At 70.3% G+C, this 26,099-nt stretch carries 29 protein-coding genes and 1 tRNA gene; 18 read left to right on the top strand and 12 right to left on the bottom strand.

The window, feature by feature from the left end; genetic code table 11:
* The first annotated feature begins 49 nt into the window (after positions 1 to 49).
* The 6 genes from F6X51_RS10710 to F6X51_RS10680 all read left to right on the top strand — a co-directional run bounded on the left by F6X51_RS10710 (position 50) and on the right by F6X51_RS10680 (position 7,261).
* Positions 50 to 796, top strand: a complete 747-nt coding sequence (locus F6X51_RS10710; protein ID WP_150963402.1) for an arginyltransferase — start codon at positions 50 to 52, stop codon at positions 794 to 796.
* 407 nt (positions 797 to 1,203) lie between these two features.
* On the top strand, positions 1,204 to 2,514 hold the full coding sequence (gene purB, locus F6X51_RS10700) for an adenylosuccinate lyase (RefSeq protein ID WP_150963398.1): 1,311 nt from the start codon (positions 1,204 to 1,206) through the stop codon (positions 2,512 to 2,514).
* Between the two features lie 376 nt (positions 2,515 to 2,890).
* Positions 2,891 to 3,742 carry a D-amino-acid transaminase gene (locus F6X51_RS10695; RefSeq protein WP_150963396.1) on the top strand — a complete coding sequence of 284 codons (852 nt, stop codon included), beginning with the start codon at positions 2,891 to 2,893 and terminating at the stop codon, positions 3,740 to 3,742.
* Between the two features lie 109 nt (positions 3,743 to 3,851).
* Positions 3,852 to 4,202 carry a hypothetical protein gene (locus F6X51_RS10690; protein ID WP_150963394.1) on the top strand — a complete coding sequence of 117 codons (351 nt, stop codon included), beginning with the start codon at positions 3,852 to 3,854 and terminating at the stop codon, positions 4,200 to 4,202.
* Between the two features lie 169 nt (positions 4,203 to 4,371).
* Positions 4,372 to 5,664 carry an adenylosuccinate synthase gene (locus F6X51_RS10685; protein WP_150963391.1) on the top strand — a complete coding sequence of 431 codons (1,293 nt, stop codon included), beginning with the start codon at positions 4,372 to 4,374 and terminating at the stop codon, positions 5,662 to 5,664.
* A gap of 85 nt (positions 5,665 to 5,749) precedes the next feature.
* Entirely contained in the window at positions 5,750 to 7,261 is a 1,512-nt protein-coding gene (locus F6X51_RS10680) for a histidine kinase (RefSeq protein WP_150963389.1), read from the top strand.
* 100 nt (positions 7,262 to 7,361) lie between these two features.
* Here the strand turns inward: F6X51_RS10680 and rpoH are convergent, their stop codons facing one another.
* Entirely contained in the window at positions 7,362 to 8,258 is an 897-nt protein-coding gene (rpoH, locus tag F6X51_RS10675) for an RNA polymerase sigma factor RpoH (RefSeq protein ID WP_150963387.1), read from the bottom strand.
* Positions 8,259 to 8,546: 288 nt separating this feature from the next.
* Positions 8,547 to 9,548 carry an RluA family pseudouridine synthase gene (locus F6X51_RS10670; RefSeq protein ID WP_407658502.1) on the bottom strand — a complete coding sequence of 334 codons (1,002 nt, stop codon included), beginning with the start codon at positions 9,546 to 9,548 and terminating at the stop codon, positions 8,547 to 8,549.
* Positions 9,549 to 9,642: 94 nt separating this feature from the next.
* Here F6X51_RS10670 and F6X51_RS10665 point away from each other — a divergent pair.
* The 3 genes from F6X51_RS10665 (at position 9,643) to F6X51_RS10655 (ending at position 14,659) form a co-directional block, all read left to right on the top strand.
* Positions 9,643 to 9,718: transfer RNA gene (locus F6X51_RS10665), tRNA-Glu, on the top strand.
* Between the two features lie 360 nt (positions 9,719 to 10,078).
* A complete protein-coding gene (locus tag F6X51_RS10660; protein ID WP_150963385.1) occupies positions 10,079 to 12,790 on the top strand; it encodes a glycosyltransferase in 2,712 nt (903 codons plus the stop codon).
* Positions 12,791 to 12,982: 192 nt separating this feature from the next.
* A complete protein-coding gene (locus F6X51_RS10655; protein ID WP_150963383.1) occupies positions 12,983 to 14,659 on the top strand; it encodes an FAD-dependent oxidoreductase in 1,677 nt (558 codons plus the stop codon).
* 14 nt (positions 14,660 to 14,673) lie between these two features.
* Here F6X51_RS10655 and F6X51_RS10650 read toward each other — a convergent pair whose 3' ends face one another.
* Positions 14,674 to 15,015, bottom strand: a complete 342-nt coding sequence (locus F6X51_RS10650) for a hypothetical protein (RefSeq protein ID WP_150963381.1) — start codon at positions 15,013 to 15,015, stop codon at positions 14,674 to 14,676.
* 192 nt (positions 15,016 to 15,207) lie between these two features.
* Here F6X51_RS10650 and F6X51_RS10645 point away from each other — a divergent pair, with 192 nt between their 5' ends.
* The 5 genes from F6X51_RS10645 to F6X51_RS10630 all read left to right on the top strand — a co-directional run bounded on the left by F6X51_RS10645 (position 15,208) and on the right by F6X51_RS10630 (position 17,168).
* Positions 15,208 to 15,441, top strand: a complete 234-nt coding sequence (locus F6X51_RS10645; RefSeq protein WP_150963379.1) for a hypothetical protein — start codon at positions 15,208 to 15,210, stop codon at positions 15,439 to 15,441.
* A gap of 201 nt (positions 15,442 to 15,642) precedes the next feature.
* Entirely contained in the window at positions 15,643 to 15,792 is a 150-nt protein-coding gene (locus F6X51_RS27820; protein WP_191970072.1) for a hypothetical protein, read from the top strand.
* Positions 15,793 to 16,079: 287 nt separating this feature from the next.
* Positions 16,080 to 16,343, top strand: a complete 264-nt coding sequence (locus F6X51_RS10640; RefSeq protein WP_150963377.1) for a hypothetical protein — start codon at positions 16,080 to 16,082, stop codon at positions 16,341 to 16,343.
* A 195-nt stretch (positions 16,344 to 16,538) separates the two neighbouring features.
* The gene (locus F6X51_RS10635; protein ID WP_150963375.1) at positions 16,539 to 16,778 is read left to right on the top strand and encodes a hypothetical protein; all 240 of its coding nucleotides are present in this window, start codon (positions 16,539 to 16,541) and stop codon (positions 16,776 to 16,778) included.
* Positions 16,779 to 16,904: 126 nt separating this feature from the next.
* Complete coding sequence (locus tag F6X51_RS10630; RefSeq protein WP_150963373.1) at positions 16,905 to 17,168, top strand: hypothetical protein; 264 nt, start codon at positions 16,905 to 16,907, stop codon at positions 17,166 to 17,168.
* Positions 17,169 to 17,203: 35 nt separating this feature from the next.
* Here the strand turns inward: F6X51_RS10630 and F6X51_RS10625 are convergent, their stop codons facing one another.
* The 3 genes from F6X51_RS10625 to F6X51_RS10615 form a co-directional block, all read right to left on the bottom strand.
* On the bottom strand, positions 17,204 to 17,422 hold the full coding sequence (locus tag F6X51_RS10625) for a hypothetical protein (RefSeq protein ID WP_150963372.1): 219 nt from the start codon (positions 17,420 to 17,422) through the stop codon (positions 17,204 to 17,206).
* Positions 17,423 to 17,703: 281 nt separating this feature from the next.
* Complete coding sequence (locus F6X51_RS10620; RefSeq protein WP_150963370.1) at positions 17,704 to 17,928, bottom strand: hypothetical protein; 225 nt, start codon at positions 17,926 to 17,928, stop codon at positions 17,704 to 17,706.
* A 61-nt stretch (positions 17,929 to 17,989) separates the two neighbouring features.
* Positions 17,990 to 18,199 carry a hypothetical protein gene (locus F6X51_RS10615; RefSeq protein WP_150963368.1) on the bottom strand — a complete coding sequence of 70 codons (210 nt, stop codon included), beginning with the start codon at positions 18,197 to 18,199 and terminating at the stop codon, positions 17,990 to 17,992.
* A gap of 306 nt (positions 18,200 to 18,505) precedes the next feature.
* Between F6X51_RS10615 and F6X51_RS10610 the strand changes: the two genes are divergently transcribed.
* The 3 genes from F6X51_RS10610 (at position 18,506) to F6X51_RS27815 (ending at position 20,520) form a co-directional block, all read left to right on the top strand.
* Complete coding sequence (locus F6X51_RS10610) at positions 18,506 to 18,805, top strand: hypothetical protein (protein WP_150963366.1); 300 nt, start codon at positions 18,506 to 18,508, stop codon at positions 18,803 to 18,805.
* A gap of 138 nt (positions 18,806 to 18,943) precedes the next feature.
* Entirely contained in the window at positions 18,944 to 20,236 is a 1,293-nt protein-coding gene (locus F6X51_RS10605) for a GGDEF domain-containing protein (protein ID WP_150963364.1), read from the top strand.
* A gap of 137 nt (positions 20,237 to 20,373) precedes the next feature.
* Entirely contained in the window at positions 20,374 to 20,520 is a 147-nt protein-coding gene (locus F6X51_RS27815; RefSeq protein ID WP_191970071.1) for a hypothetical protein, read from the top strand.
* A gap of 25 nt (positions 20,521 to 20,545) precedes the next feature.
* On the opposite strand, the gene F6X51_RS10600 is transcribed toward F6X51_RS27815, so the two are convergent.
* Positions 20,546 to 20,794: a hypothetical protein gene (locus F6X51_RS10600; RefSeq protein WP_150963362.1), complete on the bottom strand. Its 249-nt coding sequence runs from the start codon at positions 20,792 to 20,794 to the stop codon at positions 20,546 to 20,548.
* Between the two features lie 256 nt (positions 20,795 to 21,050).
* On the opposite strand from F6X51_RS10600, the gene F6X51_RS10595 reads away from it, so the two are divergent.
* Positions 21,051 to 21,398: a hypothetical protein gene (locus F6X51_RS10595; RefSeq protein WP_150963360.1), complete on the top strand. Its 348-nt coding sequence runs from the start codon at positions 21,051 to 21,053 to the stop codon at positions 21,396 to 21,398.
* Between the two features lie 33 nt (positions 21,399 to 21,431).
* Here the strand turns inward: F6X51_RS10595 and F6X51_RS10590 are convergent, their stop codons facing one another.
* Genes F6X51_RS10590 through livM form a run of 5 tightly spaced genes read right to left on the bottom strand, consistent with a single transcriptional unit; the run spans position 21,432 to position 26,097 of the window.
* Positions 21,432 to 22,568, bottom strand: coding sequence for a branched-chain amino acid ABC transporter substrate-binding protein (locus F6X51_RS10590; RefSeq protein WP_150963359.1), 1,137 nt, complete (start codon positions 22,566 to 22,568; stop codon positions 21,432 to 21,434).
* A gap of 60 nt (positions 22,569 to 22,628) precedes the next feature.
* Positions 22,629 to 23,003, bottom strand: coding sequence for a DUF6867 family protein (locus F6X51_RS10585; RefSeq protein ID WP_191970070.1), 375 nt, complete (start codon positions 23,001 to 23,003; stop codon positions 22,629 to 22,631).
* A 3-nt stretch (positions 23,004 to 23,006) separates the two neighbouring features.
* The gene (locus F6X51_RS10580; RefSeq protein ID WP_150963357.1) at positions 23,007 to 23,822 is read right to left on the bottom strand and encodes an ABC transporter ATP-binding protein; all 816 of its coding nucleotides are present in this window, start codon (positions 23,820 to 23,822) and stop codon (positions 23,007 to 23,009) included.
* Positions 23,819 to 24,697, bottom strand: coding sequence for an ABC transporter ATP-binding protein (locus F6X51_RS10575; RefSeq protein ID WP_150963355.1), 879 nt, complete (start codon positions 24,695 to 24,697; stop codon positions 23,819 to 23,821). Before F6X51_RS10575 ends, F6X51_RS10580 begins: the two co-directional genes overlap by 4 nt.
* Positions 24,697 to 26,097 carry a high-affinity branched-chain amino acid ABC transporter permease LivM gene (gene livM / locus F6X51_RS10570; protein WP_150963353.1) on the bottom strand — a complete coding sequence of 467 codons (1,401 nt, stop codon included), beginning with the start codon at positions 26,095 to 26,097 and terminating at the stop codon, positions 24,697 to 24,699. Before livM ends, F6X51_RS10575 begins: the two co-directional genes overlap by 1 nt.
* Between the last annotated feature and the right edge of the window lie 2 nt (positions 26,098 to 26,099).

Below are 26,099 nucleotides of genomic sequence, written 5' to 3'. Positions count from 1 at the left end.
CCGGCTGGTGCGGGCTCCCGCGCCGCCGGCCCCGAAGGCAACGTGAAGCGTGACGAGCCACCCGCGCGATACCCCGCAGTTCTACCTGACCGCCCCATCGCCCTGCCCCTACCTGCCGGGCCAGGAAGAGCGGAAGGTGTTCACCCACCTCGTCGGGCGGCGCGCCCGCGACCTCAACGAAATCCTCACACAGGGCGGTTTTCGCCGCTCGCAGACGATCGCCTATCGGCCGGCCTGCGAAACCTGCCGCGCCTGCGTTTCGGTCCGGGTCGTGGCGGAGGATTTCCGCCCGACCGCGAGCCAGCGCCGCATCCTCCAGCGCAACGACGACATCGTTGGCAACCCGGAGACCAACCGGCCGGCCTCCGAGCAATACGCGCTGTTCCGCCGATACCTCGACGCCCGACACGGCGACGGCGGCATGGTCGACATGACCGTGCTCGACTACGCCATGATGATCGAGGACAGCCATGTCGACACCCATCTCGTGACCTACCGCCGGCGCGGCCCCGACACCGCCATCAACGGGCGCGGCACCGGCGCACCCATCGCCCTGTGCCTGACGGACGTCCTCGCGGACGGGCTCTCGATGGTCTACTCGTTCTACGATCCGGACGTCGCCAGCCGCTCTCTCGGCACCTTCATGATCCTCGATCACATCCGGCGCGCCCGTGCCCTCGGCTTGCCCTACCTGTATCTCGGCTACTGGGTCGAGGGCTCCCGCAAGATGGATTACAAGGCCCGCTTCACCCCGCAGGAGCGGCTCCTCGCCCAGGGCTGGGTCCGGGTGGAGTGACGGCTGCCCCGGCGCCTCCCGCGAGGCGCCGGGATGTCTGTCCTCAAAACCGCGCGATGATCTGCGCCCGGATCGTGCGGGGCGCGTCCGGCGTGATGGTGTTGTCGGCCATGCAGATGTAGCGCCGGTCGAAGATGTTCTCGTTGTTCACCTGCGCCCGCACCGATCCGTTGAACCCGTGGAACAGGCCGAGGTCGAAGCGGTCGTAGCCCGGCAGCCGGATTGTTTTGGTCCTGCCCGAGAGGATGACGAAGCCCGGGTTGTTCGGCTCGGCCGGGCGCTGGTCGGAGCGGTCGAGGAGGCAACATGCCGTCGAGCGGCCCGCGTCGCCACGCGTTGAGCCGGTCCGCGCCGCATGCTAGGCGCCCCCTCAACCCTGGAACCGCATCAAGAGCCCGAGGCGCCCGATGATCCCCCGTTACAGCCGGCCCGCGATGACGGCGATCTGGTCGCCCGAGACCCGCTTCCGCATCTGGTTCGAGATCGAGGCTCACGCCACGACCGCGCTCGCCGAGATCGGCGTGGTGCCGAAGGAGGCCGCCGACACGGTCTGGGAAAAGGGCCGCGAGGCGGTCTTCGACGTTGCCCGCATCGACGAGATCGAGGCGGTCACGAAGCACGACGTCATCGCCTTCCTGACGCATCTCGCCGAGATCGTCGGGCCGGAAGCCCGCTTCGTGCACCAGGGCATGACCTCGTCCGACGTGCTCGACACCTGCCTCAACGTGCAGCTCGTGCGCGCCGCCGACATCCTGATCGCCGATGTCGACGCCCTGCTCGCCGCCATCAAGCGCCGGGCCTTCGAGCACAAGCTGACCCCGACCATCGGCCGCTCGCACGGCATCCACGCCGAGCCCGTCACCTTCGGGCTCAAGCTCGCCCAGGCCTACGCGGAGTTCGCGCGCAACCGCGCCCGGCTCGTGGCGGCCCGCGAGGAGGTCGCCACCTGCGCGATCTCGGGTGCGGTCGGCACCTTCGCCAACATCGACCCGCAGGTGGAGGAATACGTCGCCAGGCAGATGGGCCTCACGCCCGAGCCCGTCTCGACGCAGGTGATCCCGCGCGACCGCCACGCCATGTTCTTCGCGGCGCTCGGCGTCGTGGCCTCGTCGGTGGAACGGCTCTCGATCGAGATCCGCCACCTGCAGCGCACCGAGGTGCTCGAGGCGGAGGAGTTCTTCTCGGAGGGCCAGAAGGGCTCCTCGGCGATGCCCCATAAGCGCAACCCCGTGCTCACCGAGAACATGACCGGCCTCGCCCGGATGGTGCGGGCCTACGCGCTGCCCGCGATGGAGAACGTGGCGCTCTGGCACGAGCGGGACATCTCGCACTCCTCGGTCGAGCGCATGATCGGGCCGGACGCGACCGTCACCCTCGACTTCGCGCTGGCGCGCCTGACGGGGGTGATCGACAAGCTGCTGATCTACCCCGCCAACATGCGGAAGAACCTCGACCGGCTCGGCGGGCTCGTCCACTCGCAGCGGGTCCTGCTGGCGCTGACGCAGGCCGGCGTCTCGCGGGAGGATGCCTACCGGCTGGTCCAGCGCAACGCGATGCCGGTCTGGCGCGGCGAAGGCGATTTCCTGACCCTGCTCAAGGCCGATTCGGACGTGACGGCAGCCCTGACGCCCGAGCAGATCGAGGAATGCTTCGACCTCGGCTATCATTTCAAGCACGTGGACACGATCTTCCGGCGCGTCTTCGGCTCCGACGCCTGAGCCGGACCTGCGGGCCGGCTTGACGCCGGCCGCTTCCGCCGGATGCGGGACTGGCATCCGGCGCGTGGCGAGGCGGCACGGTCCACCACGGGGATGCGGTGGTGGCCCGGCTACAAGCGAGGCCCCGCAACGGCGGCGTTCCACGGCCGCGCGCCCGAGTCGCCGAGGCCGGGGCGCAGCCGGGCCGGGCGGAGGCCGGCTTTCGGGCGCATGCCCGCGGCATCGCCGGGCACCCTGCACGATTCCTGCACCCGGGCGCTTCTCCACCCCGCACGGCTCGCAGCCCCGGTTGTCACCAAACGCACTTGCGCCGCCCCCGGCGCCGATGCTTGGAAGATCCGGCCCACGCGGCCGAGCCCTGCTCCGAGGAGAATCCATGTCCCGCACCGTGTACCTCAACGGCAGCTTCGTTCCGTTCGAGGAGGCCCGCATCCCGATCATGGACCGCGGATTCCTGTTCGCGGACGGGATCTACGAGGTCTCCGCCATCCTCGACGGGCGGCTCGTGGACAACGAGGCGCATCTCGCGCGCCTCGACCGTTCCCTCGGCGAGATCGGGATCCGCAATCCCTACCCGACCGACGCATGGATTCGTCTCGAGACGGAACTCGTCGCTCGCAACGACCTGCGGGAGGGACTCGTCTACATGCAGGTGACGCGGGGCGTGGCCGAGCGCGACTTCGCCTTCCCGGCAGCGGACACACCCCCGAGCGTGGTCATGTTCACGCAGAAGAAATCCATCATCGGCAACCCGCTCGCCGAGACCGGCGCCAAGGTCGTGACGGTCGAGGATCTCCGCTGGAAGCGGCGCGACATCAAGTCGGTGGCACTGCTGGCCCAGGTTCTCGCCAAGCAGGCCGCCGCGCAGGCCGGTGTCGCCGAAGCCTGGATGGTCGAGGACGGGGCGGTGACCGAGGGCTCCTCCTCGACCGCCTTCATCGTGACGACGGATCGCCGGATCGTGACGCGCCCGCTCTCGACCGCGCTCCTGCCCGGGATCACCCGCGCGGCGGTCCTGCGCCTCGCGTCCGAGGAGAACCTGACGGTGGAGGAGCGCCTGTTCTCCGTGGAGGAGGCCTATGCGGCCGCGGAGGCCTTCTACACCAGCGCCTCGGCCTTCGTGATGCCGGTGATCGCCCTCGACGACCGGGCCATCGGGGCCGGCCAGCCCGGCCCGCTCACCCGCCGGCTCCGCGATCTCTATATCGGGATGGCGCGGGGCGCCTGATCCGGCCCCAACGGGACCCTGCACCGAGCCGCGGCCGGAAGCCCGCAGGAACGGATTCCGCAGGCAACGGTTCCTTTCGGACTGAGAGGCGTCCGAGAGGGAGGTTCCGATGCCGAAACACTTGTCAGGGCTCGCGGTGCTCGCCGTGAGCCTCTGCGCCACCGCGGCCCTTGCGCAATCGCCGGATGCGCCGCTGAGAGGCCGCGACACCGACCCGAACCTGCCGTCGCAGAGCCAGACGCCGCCCGAGAAGGTGCGGCCGAACGACGGGGCCGGCACGGGCCAGAACGGCGACACGACGCTCAGCGACAAGTTGCAGAAGAACGACGGGGTCATAGCACCGCCCGGCAACGCCGCGCCCGGCATGGTGGTGAAGCCGCCGGATCCCAATCCCGGCGCGATGCCGGTGATCAAGCCGGGGGAATTGCCGGGACAGGCCCCGAACACGGAAGCCAAGTAGGCGGAAGCGCCGCGCCATCCCGACCCGCCCGTCCCCTGCCGCGTGGGGCCGGCGCGGGCGCTTTGCTTGATTTTGAGGGCCGGATCGCGGAAAGACCCATCCGACAACGGGTTACCTTGAGGCCTCCGGCCGGGCACCCGTCCTGCACATCGGTATGGGTTTTAAGCGAATGGCGAACGTCGTCGTCGTAGGCGCCCAATGGGGCGACGAAGGCAAGGGCAAGATCGTCGACTGGCTCTCGGAGCAGGCGGACACGGTCGTCCGGTTCCAGGGCGGTCACAATGCCGGCCATACGCTCGTCATCGACGGTGTCACCTACAAGCTCGCGCTCCTGCCCTCGGGCGTCGTGCGCGGCGGCAAGCTGTCCGTCATCGGCAACGGGGTCGTGGTCGATCCCTGGCACCTCGTCGACGAGATCGCCCGGCTCCAGGCGCAGGGCGTCGAGATCTCGCCCAAGACCCTGCGCATCGCCGACAACGCGACGCTGATCCTGCCTCTGCACCGCGAGCTCGACCATTTCCGCGAGACCAACAATGCCGGTCTCAAGATCGGCACGACGAAGCGCGGCATCGGTCCGGCCTACGAGGACAAGGTCGGGCGCCGCGCCATCCGGGTGGTGGATCTCGCCGACGAGAGCACCCTGCCCTCGAAGATCGAGCGGGTGCTGACCCACCACAACGCGCTGCGCCGGGGCCTCGGCATCGACGAGGTCGATGCGGGCGCGCTGCTCGCCGAGCTGAAGGCCATCGCCCCGACGATCCTGCCCTACGCGGACGCGGTCTGGGCCCTCCTCGACGACCAGCGCCGGGCCGGCAAGCGCATCCTGTTCGAGGGCGCCCAGGGTGCGCTCCTCGACGTCGATCACGGCACCTACCCGTTCGTCACCTCCTCGAACATCGTGGCCTCGCAGGCCGCCACCGGCTCGGGGATGGGCCCGTCGGCCATCGGCTACGTGCTCGGCATCGCCAAGGCCTATACCACGCGGGTCGGCGAAGGCCCTTTCCCGACCGAGCTCTTCGACGAGGTCGGCGAGACCATCGGTGCCAAGGGCCGCGAGTTCGGCGTCAATACCGGGCGCAAGCGCCGCTGCGGCTGGTTCGACGCCGTGCTGGTGCGCCAGACCGTGCGGACCTCGGGGATCGACGGCATCGCGCTGACGAAGCTCGACATCCTCGACGGGTTCGAGACCATCAAGGTCTGCACCGGCTATCGCCTCGGCAGCGAGGTCCTCGACCACCTCCCGGCCAACCAGGCGGCGCAGGCGAAGGTCGAGCCGATCTACGAGATCATCGAGGGCTGGTCGCAGACCACCGCGGGCGCCCGGTCCTGGGCCGAGCTGCCGGCCCAGGCGATCAAGTACGTGCGCCGCATCGAGGAATTGATCGGTGCCCCCGTCGCCTTGCTCTCGACGTCACCGGAGCGGGACGACACCATCCTGATGCACAATCCCTTCGAGGACTGAGCCTGAGAAATCCTCGTCCGGCGGCGTCCCGCGTCGGGCGGGGCTGCTGCGCTGAGGGGGCGGCAAGAGGGCGGACCCAGGCACGATGGCCGATTACTACCCGTTGCTGGCGCGGGCGCTCGACGCCCTGCCGGACCGCTCCCCCGCCATGCGCAAGGCGGTGTACGACCGCGCGCGCAGCGCCCTGATCGGCCAGCTCCGCTCGCTCGAGCCGCCCCTCTCGCAGGATGACATCGACCTCGAGAGCAGGGCGCTCGACACCGCCATCGCACGGCTCGAGGTCGATTACGGCGGCGCGCCCGCCCCGGCCGCAGAGCCGGTCACGGCTCAAGCGTCCGTCAAGCCGGCGGAGCCCGCCCGGGCACCGGAGCCCCCGCGGACGCCCGAGCCGGTGGCGTCTCCGGAGCCGGAGGACGGGCTGTTCGAACCGGAGCCGGCCGATCCGGTCGAGCCCGAACCCCGCAGGCCGGAGCCCGTCGCGCCCGCCGTCTCGAAGCCCGAGCCTGCCCTGCCGCCGGCGCCGCCGCCGAACCTCGGCCCCTCCCCGGCGGCCATCGGCCTGCCGGAGCCCGAGCCGCAGCGCGAGCCCGCCATCGCCATCGCGCCCCGCAAGCCGAAGGCGCCGACCTTCGCGGGCCCCGAGGCGACCGTCAGCGGGACCGCGCCGGCGGACGGTGCGGCACCGGAAGCGGCCGCGGAGGACGCCGGCCGCGTTGGCGACCCCGCCAACGGGCGCCAGCGGCCCCGGATCGACGTCGTGGCGCCCCGAGGCGGTCGCTCGCGGATGCTGCGCAACGTCTTCGTCGGGGGCGTGCTGGCCGTCGTGATCGGCCTGATCGCGGTCGCGGCCTTCCTCCTGCGCGACAAGCCCACCGACCTGCAGACGGGCGGCGCCGAGACCGCGGGGGCGCCCGCCGACGGCAGCGACGCGAAGTACTCGGACCGCGTCGGCGGCGAGCAGGCCCCCACCACCCCTGCCGCACCGAACCAGGGCGGCGCGAGCGCGCCTGCCCCGACGTCACCGCCGCAACTCTCGCAGGCGGAGCTCGCGGTCGCCCAGCGGGCCGTGCTGATCGAGGAGAACACCACGGCCCAGAACAACCAGGCGTCCACCACGGCGGGCAGGGTCGTCTGGCGGCTCGATGCCATCAGCGGCGAGCAGGGGCAGCCCCTCGAGACCGCCATCGTAGCCAATGTCGAGTTCCCGGATGCGGGCCTCGCCCTGACGATGACGATCCAGCGCAACCTCGACGCGACGCTTCCCGCCTCGCACACGATCAAGCTCGCCTTCACGGATACCGGGCCTGAGGGCGAGAAGCGGGCGGTGCAGGATGTCGGGCTGCTTCAGGCCAAGGACGACGAGAACGGGCGCGGCTCGCCGGTCTCCGGCCTGCCGGTGCGCGTGCGCGAGAACCTGTTCCTGATCGGCCTGTCGTCGCTGCGCAACGACATCGACCGCAACACCGACCTGCTGCTCCACAAGAACTGGTTCGACCTCGCGGTGCGCTACACCACGGGCCAGCGCGCCGTCCTGACCTTCGAGAAGGGAAATTCGGGCACGCAGCAGATGCAGCGGGCCTTCGACCAGTGGAAGTAGTTCGCCGCGCCTGAGCCTCAGCCCGGGCCCGGATCAGGCGACGCGAAAAGGCCGCCCGGGGGGGCGGCCTCGTGACGTTCGCGGGGTCGGTCCGATGAGGTCAGGCGCTGGCGCCGGCGCCCGCCCGGGGCAACTCGCGGGATGCGAGGTTGCGCTTGACCGCTTCCTGCACCTTCTCGAAGGCCCGCACCTCGATCTGGCGGACCCGCTCGCGGGACACGCCGAACTCGCCCGAGAGATCCTCGAGGGTGATCGGGTCGTCGGCGAGGCGGCGCGCCTCGAAGATGCGCCGCTCGCGCGGATTGAGGACCCCGAGCGCGTCGCGCAGCGCCGAGAGGCGGTTCTGCCCTTCCTCCTCTCGCGCGAGCACCGCCTCCTGGCTCGGGGTGTTGTCCACGAGCCAGTCCTGCCACTCGCCCTCGCCTTCCTCGCGCAGGGGCGCGTTCAGGGAGGTGTCACCGGACAGGCGCCGGTTCATGTCGATGACGTCCTGCTCGGGCACGCCGAGACGGGTCGCGATCTGCTTGACCTGATCGGGCTTGAGGTCGCCCTCCTCCAGCGCCGAGATGCGGCCCTTGGCCTTGCGCAGGTTGAAGAAGAGCTTCTTCTGGTTGGCCGTGGTGCCCATCTTCACAAGCGACCACGAGCGCAGGATGTATTCCTGGATCGCGGCCTTGATCCACCACATCGCGTAGGTCGCGAGACGGAAGCCCTTGTCCGGGTCGAAACGCTTCACGGCCTGCATCAGGCCGACGTTACCCTCGGACACCACCTCGCCGATCGGCAGGCCGTAGCCGCGATAGCCCATGGCGATCTTGGCCACGAGCCGCAGATGCGAGGTCACGAGCCGGTGCGCGGCCTCACGGTCCCCCCCATCCCGCCAGCTCTTGGCGAGGGTGAACTCCTCGGTGGGCTCGAGCATCGGAAACTTGCGGATCTCATCGAGGTAGCGCGAAAGGCCACCCTCATTCGCCAATACGGGCAAAGCGCCTGCCATGGCATACCTCCTTGGACTGTCCCCCGTCCGGGCGGACCACAATGCGGAGAGCCGCTCCTTGAGCCGGCCGTCCGATTCCCCATTTGTAGTGAGGAATCCCCCGATCCGGTAGCGGGTCCGCGACGCGAACGTCGTCATCAACGCGCGAACGGTTCGATGGGTTGAGTCTGTCACGAAAGGTCGCGGAACGCGGTGTGGTGGCACACCTCCGCCTGCCCTTCGCCTGACAGAGACCGGCCGGACGCGACGCGGTGTCCGCCCTCCTGTTCGCGCTCGGTGCTCGGACGGTTACGCCCCGGCCGCAAGCGCCGCCGCGAGCGCCGTCATCTCGGGCGGGAGCGGGCTCTCGAAGCGCAGATGCTCGCCCGTGCGCGGATGCGCGAAGCCGAGCAGCGTCGCGTGCAGGGCCTGCCGCCCGAGGGCGTCGAGGGCGGCCCGCGCGGTCTCGGACAGGCGAGCGGCCTTGGTCTTGAAGGCCCCTCCGTAGACGGCATCGCCGAGGAGCGGGTGGCCGCGATGGCTCAAGTGGACGCGGATCTGATGGGTGCGCCCGGTCTCCAGGCGGCAGCGCAGCAGCGAGGCCTCGGAGCCGAGCGGAGCCTCGACCCGGTAATGCGTCACCGCGTGGCGCCCCTCCTCGGCACGCACCACCGCGATCTTCTCGCGGTTGCGCTGGCTGCGCGCGAGATTCGCGTCGATCGTGCCGGTCCGCGGCTCCGGCACGCCCCAAGCGAAGGCCAGGTAGGCACGCTCCAGGGGACCGACCCGGCCATGGTCGGCGAACTGCCTCGTCAGGCCCTTGTGGGCTCGGTCGTTCTTGGCCACCACCATCAGGCCGCTGGTATCCTTGTCGAGCCGATGGACGATGCCGGGGCGGCGCACGCCACCGATCCCCGAGAGGCTCTCGCCGCAATGGGCGATGAGCCCGTTGACCAGGGTCCCGGCCTCGTGGCCCGGCGCCGGATGGACGACGAGCCCGGCCGGCTTGTCGATCACGATGAGGTCGTCGTCCTCGTAGGCGACCACGAGGGCCAGGGTCTCGCCCATCGGCTCGGCCGGAGCCGCCTCCGGGATCGTCACCGCCAGCACGGCCCCGGCCCCGACCTTCTGGGACGGGTCGCGGACGGTGTGCCCGTCGCGCCGCACATGGCCCTCCCGCACGAGATCCTGGAGGCGCGAGCGCGACACGTCCGGGAACGCCGCCACCAAGGCCTTGTCGAGCCGCACCGGCCCGGCCTCGACCACCGCTTGCCGCTCGTCCATCTCCAAAACCATGCCCTGCAAGGCCATCCCCGGGTTGTCCGATCATCCTGCCGAAAAAGGCGCGTCTCGGGCCTTGCCCCCGCGCAGGCTCGTCGGTATACGAACGCCTCCCGACCGGAAAGCTCCCATCGTCTAGCGGTCTAGGACGTCGCCCTCTCACGGCGAAAACAGGGGTTCGATTCCCCTTGGGAGCGCCAGTTGGATCCTTCACTACTGGTGGGATCCACGTCGGTGCTCCAGCGCCCTTCAGGTCCTGCGCAACGTTCGGCCGATGTCCGTCGAACGGTTGCGGCGCGCTGGACGCGTGAACCGTCGAGATGCCGGAGTGGCGGTCGAAGGCGCGCGGATCCCTGACGGCCCCGATCGGTCCATGACAGCCCTCCGGTCGGAAGGACGACCGAGCGCATCGCAAGCCCCCTCAACCGTTGCGGGGCGCGGCGAAGTGTGACAGGCCCTCACCCCGTGATCGCGGCCGCTTCGGGCGCCGTCGGCAGCATGGACCGGGCGGCCCCTCGGCCCAGTGACGTGAGGGTGTGTGCTGTGGAAGTTGCCCACGGATGACGGCGCGGAATCCGAAGCTGCTCGTCATCGTTCCGCTCTATCGTGCGCCGGAACTGATCGAGGGATTGTTCGAAAGTCTCCGATCCGTCGCCGATGAGGTCGTCGAACTCGGCGCCAGGATCCTGTTCATCAACGATTCGCCGGACGACCCGGGTCTCTCGGAGGCTTTGGCGAGCGCCACCGCGGCAGGGCTGGCCGGGATCGATTTCGAACTCATCGGCAACACGCGCAATCTCGGCTTCGTCGAGACGTCGAACCGCGGCCTGCGCCAGGCCCTCGAGATGGGCGCCGACGCGCTCCTGATGAATTCCGACGTGCTGGTGGCGCCCGGCGCCCTGCGGGAGATCGTGGAGGTCGCGAAGTCCGATCCCCTGATCGCCGTGGTGAGCCCGCGCTCGAACAACGCCACGATCTGCAATTCGCCCTACGGCGACCGGTTTCGGGATTACGACTACGCCGAAGCCCGCGCGGCGCACGAAGCGATCGTGCGGTACCTGCCGCGCGTCAGCTACGTGCCGACCGCGGTCGGCTTCTGCCTCTACATTCGGCATGGCGCCCTCGAGGAGTTCGGCCTCCTCGATGAGGTCTACGGCGGCGGGTACAACGAGGAAAACGACTTCATCATGCGCTGCAGCCGGCGCGGCCACCGCGCCGTGCTCGCCAATCGCGCCTTCGTGTATCACCTCGGCAGCATCTCGTTCGAGCAATCCGGCGAGGGGCGCAGTCCCCGGGAGATCCGGAACCGGAAGATCCTCGACGACCGATACCCCGAATACACCCGTGCGACCGAGCGCTACTACGAGGGCACCGACTACCTCTCCCAGCGCCTCTGCTCGGAATTGCTGCCGGACCGGCAGGGCAGACGGAGCATTCTGTTCGACTGCCGCAATATCGGCCCGTATCACAACGGGACCTTCGAGCTGACGAAGCGGCTGCTGAGCGCGTTCGCGGCGCAGTACCACGACACGTTCGCGATCTTCGTGTCCTGCGAGGAGGGCGCCTACGAATTCCACGCGCTCGACACGATCGACAACATCGAGCCGATCTTCGAGCCCGATCTCGAGGCGCGCTACTACGGCTTCGCGGTCCGGATCGCGCAGCCCTTCAGCTGGCACGACCTCGTCGAGATCTGCGGCTCGGCGCCCATCAGCAGCTTCGTGATGCTCGACACCATCGCGATGGATTGCCTGAACCTCGACGAGCAGGGCCTCGAGGCGCTGTGGCGCCAGATGCTGAACATGGCCTCGGCGGTGGGCTTCATCAGCCAGTTCAGCCGGGACGAGTTCGTCCGGAGGCTGCCGCTGCCCGCGAGCGTGACGGATTTCGTGACGCTCTGCTCCACCGACGTCGCCGACTACGCCTCGGCGGCGGTCGCCGGGCCGCCGAAGGATGCGGAGCGCAGCATCCTCATCATCGGCAACCACTTCGCGCACAAGAACATTCGGGCGACGGTCGAACACCTGCGCACCGCCGCCAAGACCCACCGGATCGTCGTTCTGGGCATCGACCTCCCGGACGAGCCGGACATCGCCAGCTACAAGTCGGGGCATCTCAGCAACGAGGCCGTCGACCGGCTCTACGCCGCGGCCTCGGTCGTGCTGTTCCCGAGCCACAACGAGGGCTTCGGCTTCCCGATCATGCACGCCCTGGCGCGGCATCGGCCGATCGTCGCGCGCAACCTCCCGATCTTCGAGGAGATCCGCGAGCGGACCGCCCTTCGCGACAACATCCACCTCTGCGACAGCACCCGCGCGATGGTCGATCTCGCCCTGACCTACCCGGCGTGGCAGCCGGAGCGGCACGCGGCGCGTCCCGCGCAGACCTGGGACCGGGCCGCGGCCGACCTCCACGACGGCCTGATGCGGGCGCTCTCGGCTTTCGATGCGCGCGATCTCCGGCGGCGCCTCGACGGCATCGACCTGTGCCGGAAGCGGCTCGAGGCCGTCGAGGAGGCGGATGCGGCGTGGCTCGGCCGGGACCAGAGCCAGCGCGCCCGCTCGGTCGCCCGGACCGCCGCCACCGTCCGGAAGGCGCGGACCGTCCGGTCCGTCTCGACGGACCTCCTCCGGCGGGCGTCCTGGGATGCCGCGCGCCTGGGCCGGCGCCTGCCGTTCCCGCGCCGGCCGAACGCGGAGGATGTCCTCACCGCGCTCGGCGCCCTGCCCGAGGGTCCACGCCTGACGCTGACCTCCGGCCGGATCGATCGCCTGCCCGTGGACGCGCCCTCGCGGGTGATCTTCGCGCGCGACCATCTCGACGCCTACTCGGTCCGGGATCTCTGCATCCGCCTCCTCGAGGTCAGCGACCGCCTCGCGGTCGGCGGCGTGCTGTTCTTCGCGGTGAGCGTCGCGATGCGGCGGCAGACCCTGCCGATCGATGCCGGCTCGCCCCGCGGCGTCGTCATCCTGTGCGCGAATGCCGGGCTGCGGGTGACGTCGGTCGAGACCGTCGGGCCCCGCATCATGGTGGCCGCCGAGAAGGTGCGCCCCTGGCTGGACCTCGCCGAGGGGGGAGATGACGAGCGCTTCGTCCGCGATCTGTATCGGGCGGCCTTCCGCCGGGATATCGATGAGGCCGGCAGCGTCCACGTGCGGGCGCTGCAGGCCGGCGCGTCGCGCGCGAGCCTCGCCAAGAGGCTGTTCAGCTCGGCGGAACGCATCGGCATCCTCACGCGCTCGGGTGCCCGGCCCCGGTTCGGCTCCGGCTGACGGACCCGTGCCCCGGACCCGCTCGTTCCGGCGAGGCGCGCCGGTGCCCTGCGGGCCTCCGGAAGGCGTACGGAAATTGCCTCGGTGCTGGCACCCCTTCGCGGCGCCCCCTAGAGTCCGGCCTCGGGAACCCGGACGAAACCGATCCCCTGTCCGGCGTCCGCCGCAACCGCACCGGCGAGTGATCGACCCATGACCAGCGACCCTCTCCTCTCCGGGCAAGGCATCGACCCGTCGGCGCCGGAAGCGCGCGTCGCCCAGACCTTTCCCCGGCTCGGCCCGGAGATGATCGAGCGCGTCGCGCGCTACGGCACCGAGGAGACCCTGTCGGATGGCACGCCGGTGTTCTCCCGCGGCCAGCGAGGCGCCGACTTCTTCCTCGTTCTGCAGGGCCGCATCGAGATCCTCGACCAGGAACACACGGGCGCGCTCCGCATCTTCGTCACCCATTCGGAGGGGCAGTTCACCGGCGAGCTGACCCTCTTCAACAACCGCGAGATCCTGGTGTCGGGGCGGGCGTCCGGCGAAACGCGCGTGGTCCGCATCACGCGCGACGGGTTCCAGCGCCTGGTGACCGGCGAACCGGATGTCGGCGAGATCGTCATGCGGGCCTTCATCCTGCGCCGCGTCGGGCTGATCCGGAGCAGCGTGGGCGGCGTGGTCCTGCTCGGATCGGGACATCGGCGCGACACGCTGCGGATCGAACGCTTCCTCGTCCGCAACGCCTATCCGCACCGGCTGCTCGACGCCGATGTCGACCCCGACGCGATCGGCTGCCTGAGCCATTTCGGCCTCAGCCGGGAGGATCTGCCGGTCGTGATCGCGCCCGGTATCGCGATGCTGCGCAACCCGACCAACGCAGTCCTGGCGGACGCCCTCGGCCTGACGGAGGAGATCGATCCGTCGCAGGTCTACGATGTCGCCGTGGTCGGCGCCGGGCCGGCGGGCCTGGCGGCGGCGGTCTACGCGGCCTCCGAGGGGCTCAAGACCATCGTGGTCGAGGGGATGGCTCCGGGTGGACAAGCGGGCACCTCGTCCAAGATCGAGAACTATCTCGGCTTCCCGACCGGCATCTCGGGACAGGCGCTCGCCGGGCGCGCGCAGGTCCAGGCGCAGAAGTTCGGGGCGCGGCTCGCCGTCTCGCGGATGGTCTCCGGCCTCGATTGCAGCGAGCGGCCGTTCCGGCTGCGCCTCGAGGACGGGAGTTCGATCCCGACCCGCGCGGTCGTCGTCGCCACCGGCGCCCGCTACCGCAAGCTCGACGTGCCGGGCTACGAGCACTTCGAGGGCCAGGGCATCTACTACGCGGCGACCGCCATGGAGGCGAACCTCTGTGCCGGCGAGGCGGTGATCGTCGTCGGTGGCGGCAACTCGGCGGGCCAGGCCGCCGTGTTCCTGTCCCGGACGGTGGCGCATGTCCACATCCTCGTCCGGGCGGAGGGGCTCGCGGCGACGATGTCGGATTACCTGATCCAGCGCATCGCCTCATCGCCGCGCATCAGCCTGCATGTCCGCGCCGAGATCACGGGCCTGTCGGGCGACGACGTCCTGCAGGAGGTGACCTGGGCGGACCGGGCGACGGGCGGGAGCGAGACGCGGCGGATTTCGAGCGTGTTCGTGATGATCGGCGCCGATCCGAACACCGAGTGGCTCGACGGCTGCCTCACCCTCGACGCCAGGGGCTTCGTCGCCACCGGGCGCGCCGAGGACGGCGCCGCCGCGGCATCCCCCTACGCCACGACGACGGACGGCATCTTCGCCGTCGGCGACGTTCGCTCCGGCTCCGTCAAGCGGGTGGCCTCCGGCGTCGGCGAGGGGTCGGTCGTCGTGCAGGCCATCCACCGCTTCCTCGACCCCGGCATCGTCTGAGCGCGCCGGAGGATTCAGCGTGGCGCGGCGTCGGGCGAAGGTCCGTCGCCGATCGGGCGGCCCGGCGCCGGGCTCGTGGGCTCCGGGCGGCCCGGCACCGGTGGCAGGGCGTCGGACCCGGCCCGGCCGGTGCGGGGCTGACGGGCGCGGGCTTCCTTGCTCTGGGCGTCCGCCACCTCCTGGCGGGTCCTGCTCAGGAGGCCGTCGAGGGTCGCGAGGTCCCGGGTCTGCGACATGATGCTGTCCGTGAGCCGGGCGAGCTGCGCCTGCGCCTCGCTCCGGCGCGCCTCGAGGGCGCTCACCTCGGCGCCGAGCCGGTCGCGCGTCCGCGTCAGTTCCGTCAGGACCTGTTGCATCGCCTCCCCCTGCCGGCTGATCCGCTCGACGCTGGCGCAGGCCGCCGCGAGATCCGTCTCGGTCGCTGCGGCGGTGGCGCGCGCCTCCTGGTCGGCCCGGTCGCATTTCGTACCTTTCCTTGAGTTTTCACGAAAATCGACGCTTCCTGCTCGGGCGCACCCGCTCGCGGCGCGCGACATCGGGGCGGCCCCGTGCGCGACACGCAACTCGGCGATCAGGATTTCGGGCAACCCGCCGCACTGACCCTCTGGCCGCATGCCGGGGACGCGAAGGCGGTCGAGCCCCGGCAATTGCCGAGCCTGCACGACGCCCTGCGCGAGGCCTACACGGCGTTGCGCGCCGGGACCGGCAGCCCGTGGATCATCACGGCGAGCGGCCTGATCCTGACGCCTGCCGCGCTGCTCGACATGATGCCGGCCCTGTAGCGCGAGCGGTTCGGCCCGATCGATGCCGCGATGCCAGCCGCGGACGCAGCGTCCGGCGGAACCGCGCGCCCCGCCCCTTGATGCGTCGTTGACCAAGCAGGGCAGCCCTGCTCCGCTACGGCCGCTCGATGTGCGCCAGCGCATCTGCATCGGACACGCCCGAACCTAGACAGCCCCGCTTAGGCGTGAGGGCTGAGGGCGATGGCCTCGAAGGTGATCCTGGTGTTGACGGTGCTGGCTTTCCTGACGACCGGGCGGGCACCCGGCATGCGTGAATTGCGGAACCCGGACGCGGAGCACGGCGGCGGCAGCGGCCGCACCTCGGTCGCGATCAAGCGGGCCGAGATCTGAGTATCCGCAGCTCGCGACAGGTCTCATCCCGGCTTCATCGATCGTCTCGATGGGGTTTGCGAGACATGGCGAGCAAGTCGCGGATCAGCTGCGAGAGATCATCTTCGGTGAAACGATGCCCCGTCCCTGCCACTGATCGGGATGCTTGCGGGCGCCTTCACGCTCCTGTCGCCCGGCTCCGAGCCGGCGCCCGGGCGCTGACATTCCGCGAGCGCTGTCCCGTGGCGCGTATCGACCTCGTCGGCCGGAGCGTGCTTCGATCCCTCCAACAACAATGGAGGGACGCCATGTCGAACCGTCACGATGTACGCCTGCTCTGCGGCGCCTGCGGGATCCCGCCCGAGGTCGGTTCTGAGACGCTGCGGGACCGCACCGCGACCTGCCCGAGCTGCGGCCGGAGCGACAGCTACGGCGCGGTCCTGCGGGAAGCCGGCCGCTATCTCGCGGACAGGATCGTCTGCGCGGAGATCGCGCGTCCGCCTCGGGCCGGAGATGTCCGGTTGCCGCCGACGAGCGGGGACGAAGCGGGGTTCCGTTGGGTGGCCGCCTGAGGACCACGCAAGGTTGCGATGCCGCACCGTGACCGGAGGGTGCGAAAAACCCCGATCTCCGCGATAGATGTTTCCGCGGCGCAGCCGGCGCAGGCTGCGCCGCCGCCACGCTGATTCTGGCCTGTCTACCACATAGGTGGTTGGCAGGGCGGCGGCCCGGTGCTTTTCCCTTTCTCCCGCGAGGAAGGGAGTCCGATGCACTGGCCCGCCGCTTACGCCGATTACAACGTGTTTCGCCGCCGCCAACGTCCTGCCCTGCGCTGCGCCGTCCGCCAGGACCGGCCCGTTCCCCTCTTCATCCGCGACGAGGTCTGGGAGTTCGGAGGCACCGCGATGATCGAGAAGCCGCCCGCAGGCTTCCAGCCCGAGGCGGCCCAGGAGGCGATGCGGTCTCTCGGCTATTACCTGTTCCGGGCCCCCGGCGGACGGACCTGACCGGAATTCGGCGGGGTAGCACGATCGCCGGATCCGGCCGGGACCTCCGATGCGGCATCATGCAACGTTGAGTTGGATCAAGAACGGTCGCTGACTACAATCGAGAGATTCGTCGGGGACGACGACATGGATTTCTCGGATCAAGTCCACGTTATTCTGGTTGATCGGGCATCGCTTGCCGGAGAGGCGCAGGGCGTTCTCTGTTTTGCAGTCCGTTGCGCGACCGCGGACGAAGCCTTGACGCTGGTTCGCGGTGGGCTGGCCTTCGGCGAGGCGGCCCGGGATTCGGGGATCCGGCTGTCCGTGGCGGAAGGCAAGGCCCTGAACCTGCAATCGAACCGGCCGAAGCTGATCACCGAGCTCCTGGCCAAGCCGCTCCCCGAGGACTGACGATCGTTCCGGCGTCCGGCCGTTCCGTCCTGGCCTCAGACCAACCGGATATCGTCGCGCCTCAACTTCAGCCGGCGAATCACGTCGCGGGACAGGCCGCCGACCACGTAGGCCTTCGTGCCGGTGGCCGAGAGCGCCTCGACGGCCTCGAGCGCCTCCGTCGCGCTCGGTTTGACCACCGCGTAGGTGCGGAGGGCCTCGCGTCGCTGGACGACGGAGACCAGGAACGCCTTGTATCGATCCCCCTTCGGCATGGCGCATCCTTCGCACAGGCGGGGCAGCCGGGAAACGGCCGGCACGCGCAGGCGGATACGGGTCTGGCAACGCAATTGGCACTTGCGGAGGTGCCCGCCTCAGGGTCGGTCGCGCGGTCCGTTGCGGACAGGGGGCGGGGTGTCAACCGCGGTCAATCACCGGGCGCCCGCGGTCCTCCAGCTCAGGTCCGGTCGTCGGATGGGCGCGACAACGGGCCCCGCCGCTGCAGGCGATCGCCGACGACACCCCGGCCTAGCGCCGGACCTCGCGGGCAACCCTCCTACGACGCCCTGCGTCGCCCCTCGGTTGCGCCGGAGCGCCATTCCGCCACCAGGATCTCGAGCCGGGCCTTCGCGGCAAGGCGCGCCTCGTCGAAGCTCGCGTAGAAGGTCGCGCAGGCCTCGCAATGGCCCCCGACCTCGTTGATGCGCCACGAGAAGCTTCCCGGCGCGAGGCGGCTCGGCCGGACGGTGATGCTGAACGGGTGGGCCGGCGGCTTGATCATCGGAAACCTCGTGAGTGCGGTCCTGCCGGCGCGGCCGTGGCGCGGATCCGGGTATCGCCGCTCATCGGGACGGGGCCTGCGTCTGGCCGCCGGGCGTGCGCGCCAGGGAGACGATCGCGCCCGTCGTCGTCGGCTCCTCCGTGCCGGGCGACCTCAGCGACCATTGCGCCGCCCGCTCTCGGTCGAGCTTCTGCGCGGCGTAGAGGGTGCCGATCACCAGCAATCCGAGGCCAAGGGCCGCCTTCGCCGCCATCCAGGTGCGCTTGATCATCGATCACCCTCGCACGGAACGGGCGGCCGGCGATACGGTCTTTTGCGGTGCCGCGACCGCCCCGGTTGCCGGCAGAAGAAGCGCCCGCCGCGGCGGGGCCGGGGCGGGCGAAGGTGGTTGGTGGTGAAGCCCCGGAAGGCTCAGCGGGGGCTTCATGAGACAGACGCGCGGCCGGCCGACCTTAGTCCCCCGCTGGCCTCCGGGTGCTGCGCCGGCAACCGAGCGTGGCGGCATCGGCCGCGTTCCATGCTAAGGATCGTGGACCTTCGGTCGTCGCGGCCGCGGGCCCAGGGAACCGACGGCCTCATGAGCGACGTGATCAAGCACGATTTCGGCAAGGGAAGCCGCGCCTCGACGCGGCGGCTGACCGATCAGATGCGCACGGCGCGCGGCATCGAGGCCGAGCTGCACAAGGATCCCACCCGCCTGTTCCACCTCGCCTGCGAGGAGATCATCGAGCTCAACGCGGAGATCAAGCGGGCGCAGGATGCCCTCGCCGGCGGCCTGCCCCACCTGGAGGTCGCGCACGTCCCGGTCCATCCGCAGGAACTCGAGAACCTGCGTGCCTGCGCGGCGATCGTGAGCGCCATCAAGGTGCTGGGCTGAGCGCCGCGACGCGGCGGGGCCAAGACGAACGGAGGCGTCGAAACCGTTCATTTCGGTCGCGCTTCGTTTACCATCAATCAAAACCGCTCATGCTAAGGCTCGCCGGCGACTAACGCACCGGACGAGTCATCCGCTTTGATGCAATCACTGATTGAGGACGGCTTGAGCCGCCCCTGGTGGGTGCTCACGCTGCCGGCGCCGCTCGAAGCGAAGTATCACGCAACCGTCGCGCCGGTCGCCGGCTGGTATCTCCAGTCCTGGCTGCTCGTCTTCATTGCCTTCAACATCCTGTCCCTCAAGGTCGACCTCGACGCCTTCGGGGCCGAGGCGGTCGCGGTGCCGGCCGGGCTGACCCTCGGAATCTTCGTGCCCCTGGCGCTCGCGGCGATCCTGGTCCTGCGCGGGCACCCCTCCTCCCGGAAGCAGACCCTCGCGGTGCTGGTGACGAGCCTCGTCGACATGGCGATCGTCCTGAACAGCGCCTGGATCGTGCCCACGGGCCACGCCGACACCTACCTGATCCTGGCCGCCATCGTGCCCCTGGTGGTCGGCATGATCGCCCCGATGCCGTTCCGGCACAGCCTCTGGTTCTGCGGCTGCGCGTTCGGGCTCTACGTGGTCTCGGTCCTGGCGCTCGGCCTCAGCGGGCCGAATGGCTCCGGCGTGCCGCTGCTCGTGGCGAGCCTCATCCTGGTGCCGCTCAAGCTCGCCTATTCGCGCGAGTGGGAGACGAAGCGGAGCTTCCTCTTCGGCCTGCGCGAGAAGGCGCAGGCCGCCGCCCTCGCGGAGGCCAATGCGCGCCTCACCATCCTGTCGGAGACCGACCCGCTCACGGGCGTCGCCAACCGCCGGCTCTTCACGGAGCGCCTGGACGGGGCCTGGGACCTCGCCGCCGCGCAGCGGGACTGGTTCAGCGTCCTCCTCGTCGACATCGACCGCTTCAAGCTCCTGAACGACACCGCCGGCCACGCGGTCGGCGACGATTGCCTGATCCGCATCGCCGAGGCGCTGCGCGGACCGGTCGAGGCCGGCGGGGGGCTCGTCGCCCGCTACGGCGGCGAGGAATTCGTGGCCTTCCTGCCCCGCACCGCCTCCGAGGCGGCCCGCGCGGCGGCCGAGGCTCTGCGCCGCATCGTGGCCGACCTCGCCCTTCCGCATCCCGGGCTCCCGGGACCCGGGATCGTGACGATCAGCATCGGCGTCGCGACGGCCCACGGCGCCGAGGGGATGCGCGGGCTCGGCTCCGGAGACCTCCTGAAGGCGGCGGACGAGGCCCTGTACGCGGCCAAGCGCCAGGGGCGGAACCGGGTCGAGGCGGCGCTGCCCGCCCCCGAGGCCGAGCGGGTGACAGCGGAGCCGCCGGTCAACGCGCCCCGCGCGCTGGCGCCAACCTGCCTCGTCTCCGTCGCCCCGCGGACGCGGGCGGCCTGAGCCGGCGCAGGGCGAGGAAACCCTTTCTTCACCACGCAATCGGAAAGCGGCGGACCGCACCCGCGAGCCATCGCAGCGCAACAAACGTGAAAGCAATCGATCCTATTGCCCATCGCTTAAGCATGAGGGCGAGGGCGATGGCCTCGAAATGGATCCTGGCGCTGACGGTTCTGGTCTTCCTGACCACCGGCCGGGCACCCGGGATGCGCGAGCTGCGCAACCCGGACGCGGAGCATCTCGGCGGCGGGCGCGCGGCGCAGGCGCTGAAGCGCGCGCAGGTCTGAGCCGGGGGAAATCCCCGCCGTCAGGTCAGGTCTCGCTGTCCTCGTGCTGGGCGTGCACGGTGGCCTCGAGCTGGCCACGCTCCTCGAGGGCGCGGATGGCGTGATGGCGGCTCAGGCTCTCGAACAGGTCGACGGCGGAGACGCGCCCGTCCTTGGCCATGTAGGCGGCGAGCCGCGCATAGTCGGTGGCGAGGCGCTCGTCGCGGGCGGCCGCCTTGGCGAGACCCGAGACCCGGGCCTGGAATTGGGTGAGCTGGCTGTCTGTTGCTGACATCGGGCTGCCTGCGGGTCCGTCGCCCCGTGCCCCCTAGACTTTGCCGATGCCAAGCTTGATGGCAATGGTGCTTGGGCTGAGACCCTGCGCCGCAAGCCCGAAAACCGCACCTTCGCGCCGGGGGGGGGCCAAGATCCCACCCCGAGGGTCCGCTTCCGCACCCGGCGCACGGCTTCGTGCGCGACGGCACCGTCGATTGAATCGGCGCGACGATGCGTTTCCCTGACGTCCGGCCCGGTTCGCCCGTCGAGATCGCATGATTCCGAGATTCCTGATCGCCGTCCTGCTGGCCGCCGCCCTCGCCCCCGCCGCGGCCTCGGCCCGGGACGGCTCCGCGCCTGGGGACGGTTCGGTCTCGACCCTGCAGCCGGCGCAGGCCGGGCGGGAGGCTGAGAGCCTTCTGCGCGAGTTGCGCCGGGATCAGGCGCGCACCCCCGCCCCCGGCGGGGCCCTGTCGCCGGGCACCCCGATGCGGAAGCAGGCCGACCGGATGCGGCGCGAGATGGCCGCGGACAAAAAAGGGCGCGGGGCCCGGAAGGCCTCGCGCCCGGATCAGATCACGGCCGACCCGGTCCCCCGCGGCATCTGCATCGGGTGCCGGTGACGGGCGCCGCGCGGTGCGGCGCCCGGCGTCGGATCACTGCGTGATCTCGTTGCCGCTGTAATCGATGTTGCCGGCGGCGTTCTTCTTCCACATGTACATCACGTAGTCCGGCCGGGTGATGTCGCCCTTCTTGTCGTAGGCGATGTCGCCGATCACGGTCTTGGTCGGCTTGCCCTGGTGCAGGTAGTCGGCGAGCTTCTTGCCGTCGGTGGAGCCCGTCTCCTCGATCGCCTTGGCGAGGATCTGCACGGCCGCGTAGGCGTAGAGGGTGTAGGCCTCCGGATCGATGTTCTTGGCCTTGAAGGCCGCCACCGCGTCCTTGGCGTTCGGGTTCTTGCGGGCGTCCGGCGAGAAGGTCATCAGGGTGCCCTCCGAGCCCGGGCCGGCGATCTGCACGAACTCCTTGTCGGTGATGCCGTCGCCGCCCATCAGGGGCGCCTTCAGGCCCTGGTCGCGCATCTGGCGCACGATCAGGCCGGCCTCGGTGTGGATGCCGCCGAAGTAGACGACGTCGACGCCGGCCTGCTTCAGCTTGGAGACGAGGGCCGAGTAGTCCTTCTCGCCCGGGTTGATGCCCTCGTAGACGGCTTCCTTGCCGCCGGTCTTGGCCTTGAAGACCTTCAGGGTCTCGTCCGCGAGGCCCTTCCCGTAGGGGGTCTTGTCGTGGATGAAGGCGACCTTCTTGCCCTTGAAGTTCTTGGCGAGGTACTCGCCAGCGACCGCGCCCTGCTGGTCGTCGCGGCCGCAGGTCCGGAAGGTGTTCCAGTTGCCCCGCTCGGTGAACTTCACGTTCGTCGAGGCCGGGGTGATCTGGATGATGCCGGCATCCTGGTAGACGTCGGAGGACGGGATCGAGACGCCGGAGTTGAAGTCGCCGACGACCACCTTCACGCCTTCCGAGGCGAACTTGTTGGCCACCGAGACGCCCTGCTTCGGGTCGGAGGCGTCGTCCCCGGTGGAGAGCTCGAACTTCTGCTTCTTGTCGCCGACCTTCACGCCGCCGGCCTTGTTGATGTCCTCCACCGCCTGGCTCGCGCCGTTGCGGATCTGCGCCCCGAAGGCCGCGCTGCCCCCCGTGACCGGGCTGGCGACGCCGATCTTGATCTGCGCCTGCGCTCCCCCCGAGAGGAGTAGCCCGAGGGCCAGGCCGGCCAGCAATGTCGTTCTCATGGTCTCACTCTCCGTATGGCCATCCGGGCAGGCGCAAGGTTCGCGCGGAGCCGGACGGATTCAGGGCTGCTCGGGCGCGGGATCCTGCGCGCGCTCCCGCCAGGTCAGTGGCGAGGTGCGCGCGTAGAGCCAGCGATACTGGGTGGTCATCTGCCGGGTGCGCTTCACCCGGAAGCCGATCGCGCCGACGATCAGCACGACGGCCGCGTCGACGAGGTAGTAGTGCAGCGAGAGGAGCGTCCCCTCGAACAGCGCGAAGTGGATGAAGCGCACGGCACCCGCCAGGACCAGCAGCGCGAGCGCGCATTGCCAGAACGGGCGCCAGCCCTGGGCGATGCCCCGCGCGGTCATCCAGGCGGCCCAGCCCCCCATCATCACCGTCACGAGCAGGAACAGCCCGATCGAGCTTTCCTCGAAGAGAATGCCCTCGCCCACCTGTCACGCCCCTGCCGGCTGCCCGGCCGCATCCGGCACGGGATGTCCGCCCTCGAGATAGGCGGCCTTGATCGAGGGATCGTCAAGCAGGGCGCGGCTCGGCCCGCTCAGGGTGATGCGCCCGTTGACGAGGACGTAGCCCCGGTGCGCCAGCTTGAGGGCGTGATAGGCGTTCTGCTCCACGAGGAAGATCGTCATGCCGTCCCGGGTGTTCAGGTCACGGATGGCGCCGAAGATCTGCTTCACCACGAGGGGCGCGAGGCCGAGGGAGGGCTCGTCGAGGAGGAGGAGCTTCGGCCGGCTCATCAGGGCGCGGGCGATGGCGAGCATCTGCTGCTCGCCGCCCGACATGGTGCCGGCGCGCTGGTTCAGGCGCTCCTTCAGGCGGGGGAACAGGGTGCAGACGCGCTCCAGATCCTCCGCGAAGTAGCGCCCGGCGTGGAGCGTCGCGCCCATCTGCAGGTTCTCGTAGACGCTCATGCGCGGGAAGACGCGCCGCCCTTCGGGCGATTGCGCGATGTTGAGCCGCGCGATCTCGTGCGTCTGCAGCCGCGTGATGTCCCGGCCCGCGAAGGTGATGCTGCCCGAGCGCGCCCGGGGGCTGCCGAAGATCGTCATCATCAGGGTCGACTTGCCGGCCCCGTTCGCGCCGATGAGGGTGACGATCTCACCCTCGGCCACTTCGAGGTCGACCTCGCGCAGCGCCGCGACGCTGCCGTAATAGGCCGAGACCCCACGGACCGAGAGGAGCGGCGCGCGCGCCGCCGCCTGCCGGGCGCGGGTCTCCTCGACCAGGACGTTGATGCCCGCGACGCTCATGCTTCCGCTCCCGTCACCGGCACGGTGAGCCCGACCTCGGCGTCGACCGCCTCGATCTCCTCGTCCTCGACGCCCAGATAGGCCGCGATCACCCGCGGATCGGAGCGGATCTCCCCCGGCGTGCCGTCGGCGATCTTCACGCCGTAATCGAGCACCACCACGTGGTCCGAGATCTCCATCACCACCGACATGTCGTGCTCGATGAGCAGCACCGAGGTGCCGTCGACATCGCGGATGTGGCGCAGCAGCGCGTTCAGCTCCAGCGATTCGCGGGGGTTGAGCCCCGCCGCCGGCTCGTCGAGGCAGAGCAGCACCGGCTCCGTGCACATGGCACGGGCGATCTCCAGGCGGCGCTGGGCCCCGTAGGGCAGGTCGCCGGCCGGGTCGTCGGCCCGGGCGATCAGGCCGATCCGGTCGAGCCAGGCCTTGGCGCGCTCGATGGCGGCGGCCTCGGCGGAACGGTAGCCGCCGACGCCGAGCAACCCGAGCACGGTCATGCCCGAGGCGCGCATCAGCGGCGCGTGCTGGGCGACGAGCAGGTTCTCCAGCACGGTCATGCCCTGGAACAGGCGGATGTTCTGGAAGGTGCGGGCGACCCGGGCCCGACGGTTGACGGCGTGGTTCGGCAGCCGCTCGAGGAGGTGGCCGGTGCCGTCCGCGTGCCGGAGCGTCAGCATGCCCTCGGTCGGCTTGTAGAAGCCCGTGATGCAGTTGAACACCGTGGTCTTGCCGGCGCCGTTGGGGCCGATCAGGGCCGTGATGTCGCCGCGCCGGACGACGAAGGAGAGGTCGTTGACGGCCAGCAGGCCGCCGAAGCGCATGCTCAGGTGCTCGACGGTGAGGACGGCGTCGCGCTGGGGGATCGGGGCGGTCATCAGCCGTGCCCCTCCCGCACGAGGCTGCCCGCGATGGCGCGCCGTTCCTTGAGGGCGACCGAGGGCACGCGCACCGAGATGAGGCCGCGCGGGCGCCAGACCATCATGGCCACCATGGCGAGGCCGAAGAGCAGGAGACGGTACTCGCTCGGGTCGAACCCCTCGCCGAAGATGGCCTTCAGGAAGCCGAGGTTGCGCAGCATCTCGGGGCCGCCGACCATCGCGATGGCCGCCACCGCGACGCCGACCTGGCTGCCCATGCCGCCGAGCACGACGATCGCCAGGATGATGGCGCTCTCCAGGAAGTTGAAGCTCTCGGGGCTGATGAAGCCCTGGCGGACGGCGAAGAACGAGCCCGCGAACCCGCCGAACATGGCGCCGAGCGCGAAGGCGGTGAGCTTCGTCGTGGTGGTGTTGATGCCGAGCGAGCGGCAAGCGATCTCGTCCTCGCGCAGCGCCTCCCAGGCCCGGCCGATCGGCAGGCGCCGCAGCCGCAGGGTGACGGCGTTGGTGAGGAGCGCCAGCGCCAGGATCAGGTAGTACAGGAAGACGTTCCGGTGCATCGAATCGAAGGTGAGGCCGAAGCGGGCCGCGAAGCCGTCGTCGCCCGCCGTGAAGGGGATGCCGAAGAAGGTCGCCCGCGGGATCGAGGAGATGCCGGCGGCACCTCCGGTGAGGTCGACCCAGTTGATCAGGACGAGGCGGATGATCTCCCCGAAGGCGAGGGTCACGATGGCGAGGTAGTCGCCGCGCAGGCGCAGCACCGGGAAGCCGAGCAGCATGCCCCAGAGCGCCGCGAACAGCCCGGCCAGCGGCAGGCAGACCCAGAACGAGAGCCCGAAGGTGGTGGAGAGCAGCGCGTAGGCGTAGGCGCCGACCGCGTAGAAGGCGACGTAGCCGAGATCGAGCAGCCCCGCGAGCCCGACCACGATGTTGAGGCCCCAGCCCAGCATCACGTAGGTGAGGATGAGGATGCCGAGGTCGATCCAGTAGCGCGACTGGCTCAGGCCCCCGGTGGCCAGGACCGCGATCAGGGGCAGGCCGAGGGCGAATCCGACGAAGACCGGCACGGCGAGGCGCGAGACCCGCTGGCCGGCATTCGGCTCGCCGTGCACCGCTTCGGTCGCCTGATGCGCGGAGGGCGTCAGCGCCTTGCGGGCGTCGCGCCGGGCCAGGACCAGGCGCTGCAGGACCCGGACGACGAAGACCGCCGCGCAGAGCCCCGCCACCAGCCCCCAGCGGGGCACGAGGTCGAGGGCGCTGTTCTGGCTCAGCTCGGTCCGGAAGCTGACGATCGGGATGCAGAGCCCGAGCGCCACGAGGGCGTAGAGGCCGGCATCCCGCAGGATGTCGGGGAACGACGCCGCGCCGTCCGACGGACCGGTTCGCGAAGCCTGCATCG

This window comes from Methylobacterium planeticum, from assembly GCF_008806345.1.
Taxonomy (GTDB): domain Bacteria; phylum Pseudomonadota; class Alphaproteobacteria; order Rhizobiales; family Beijerinckiaceae; genus Methylobacterium; species Methylobacterium planeticum.
This window is presented reverse-complemented; position numbering and strand designations above follow the sequence as displayed.

Coding starts and splice junctions, on each gene's coding strand:
- purB (WP_150963398.1), top strand. CDS start 1,204: ATGATCCCCCGTTACAGCCGGCCCGCGATGACGGCGATCTGGTCGCCC.
- F6X51_RS10695 (WP_150963396.1), top strand. CDS start 2,891: ATGTCCCGCACCGTGTACCTCAACGGCAGCTTCGTTCCGTTCGAGGAG.
- F6X51_RS10690 (WP_150963394.1), top strand. CDS start 3,852: ATGCCGAAACACTTGTCAGGGCTCGCGGTGCTCGCCGTGAGCCTCTGC.
- F6X51_RS10685 (WP_150963391.1), top strand. CDS start 4,372: ATGGCGAACGTCGTCGTCGTAGGCGCCCAATGGGGCGACGAAGGCAAG.
- F6X51_RS10680 (WP_150963389.1), top strand. CDS start 5,750: ATGGCCGATTACTACCCGTTGCTGGCGCGGGCGCTCGACGCCCTGCCG.
- rpoH (WP_150963387.1), bottom strand. CDS start 8,258: ATGGCAGGCGCTTTGCCCGTATTGGCGAATGAGGGTGGCCTTTCGCGC.
- F6X51_RS10670 (WP_407658502.1), bottom strand. CDS start 9,548: ATGGCCTTGCAGGGCATGGTTTTGGAGATGGACGAGCGGCAAGCGGTG.
- F6X51_RS10660 (WP_150963385.1), top strand. CDS start 10,079: ATGACGGCGCGGAATCCGAAGCTGCTCGTCATCGTTCCGCTCTATCGT.
- F6X51_RS10655 (WP_150963383.1), top strand. CDS start 12,983: ATGACCAGCGACCCTCTCCTCTCCGGGCAAGGCATCGACCCGTCGGCG.
- F6X51_RS10650 (WP_150963381.1), bottom strand. CDS start 15,015: ATGCAACAGGTCCTGACGGAACTGACGCGGACGCGCGACCGGCTCGGC.
- F6X51_RS27820 (WP_191970072.1), top strand. CDS start 15,643: ATGGCCTCGAAGGTGATCCTGGTGTTGACGGTGCTGGCTTTCCTGACG.
- F6X51_RS10640 (WP_150963377.1), top strand. CDS start 16,080: ATGTCGAACCGTCACGATGTACGCCTGCTCTGCGGCGCCTGCGGGATC.
- F6X51_RS10635 (WP_150963375.1), top strand. CDS start 16,539: ATGCACTGGCCCGCCGCTTACGCCGATTACAACGTGTTTCGCCGCCGC.
- F6X51_RS10630 (WP_150963373.1), top strand. CDS start 16,905: ATGGATTTCTCGGATCAAGTCCACGTTATTCTGGTTGATCGGGCATCG.
- F6X51_RS10625 (WP_150963372.1), bottom strand. CDS start 17,422: ATGCCGAAGGGGGATCGATACAAGGCGTTCCTGGTCTCCGTCGTCCAG.
- F6X51_RS10620 (WP_150963370.1), bottom strand. CDS start 17,928: ATGATCAAGCCGCCGGCCCACCCGTTCAGCATCACCGTCCGGCCGAGC.
- F6X51_RS10615 (WP_150963368.1), bottom strand. CDS start 18,199: ATGATCAAGCGCACCTGGATGGCGGCGAAGGCGGCCCTTGGCCTCGGA.
- F6X51_RS10610 (WP_150963366.1), top strand. CDS start 18,506: ATGAGCGACGTGATCAAGCACGATTTCGGCAAGGGAAGCCGCGCCTCG.
- F6X51_RS10605 (WP_150963364.1), top strand. CDS start 18,944: ATGCAATCACTGATTGAGGACGGCTTGAGCCGCCCCTGGTGGGTGCTC.
- F6X51_RS27815 (WP_191970071.1), top strand. CDS start 20,374: ATGGCCTCGAAATGGATCCTGGCGCTGACGGTTCTGGTCTTCCTGACC.
- F6X51_RS10600 (WP_150963362.1), bottom strand. CDS start 20,794: ATGTCAGCAACAGACAGCCAGCTCACCCAATTCCAGGCCCGGGTCTCG.
- F6X51_RS10595 (WP_150963360.1), top strand. CDS start 21,051: ATGATTCCGAGATTCCTGATCGCCGTCCTGCTGGCCGCCGCCCTCGCC.
- F6X51_RS10590 (WP_150963359.1), bottom strand. CDS start 22,568: ATGAGAACGACATTGCTGGCCGGCCTGGCCCTCGGGCTACTCCTCTCG.
- F6X51_RS10580 (WP_150963357.1), bottom strand. CDS start 23,822: ATGAGCGTCGCGGGCATCAACGTCCTGGTCGAGGAGACCCGCGCCCGG.
- F6X51_RS10575 (WP_150963355.1), bottom strand. CDS start 24,697: ATGACCGCCCCGATCCCCCAGCGCGACGCCGTCCTCACCGTCGAGCAC.
- livM (WP_150963353.1), bottom strand. CDS start 26,097: ATGCAGGCTTCGCGAACCGGTCCGTCGGACGGCGCGGCGTCGTTCCCC.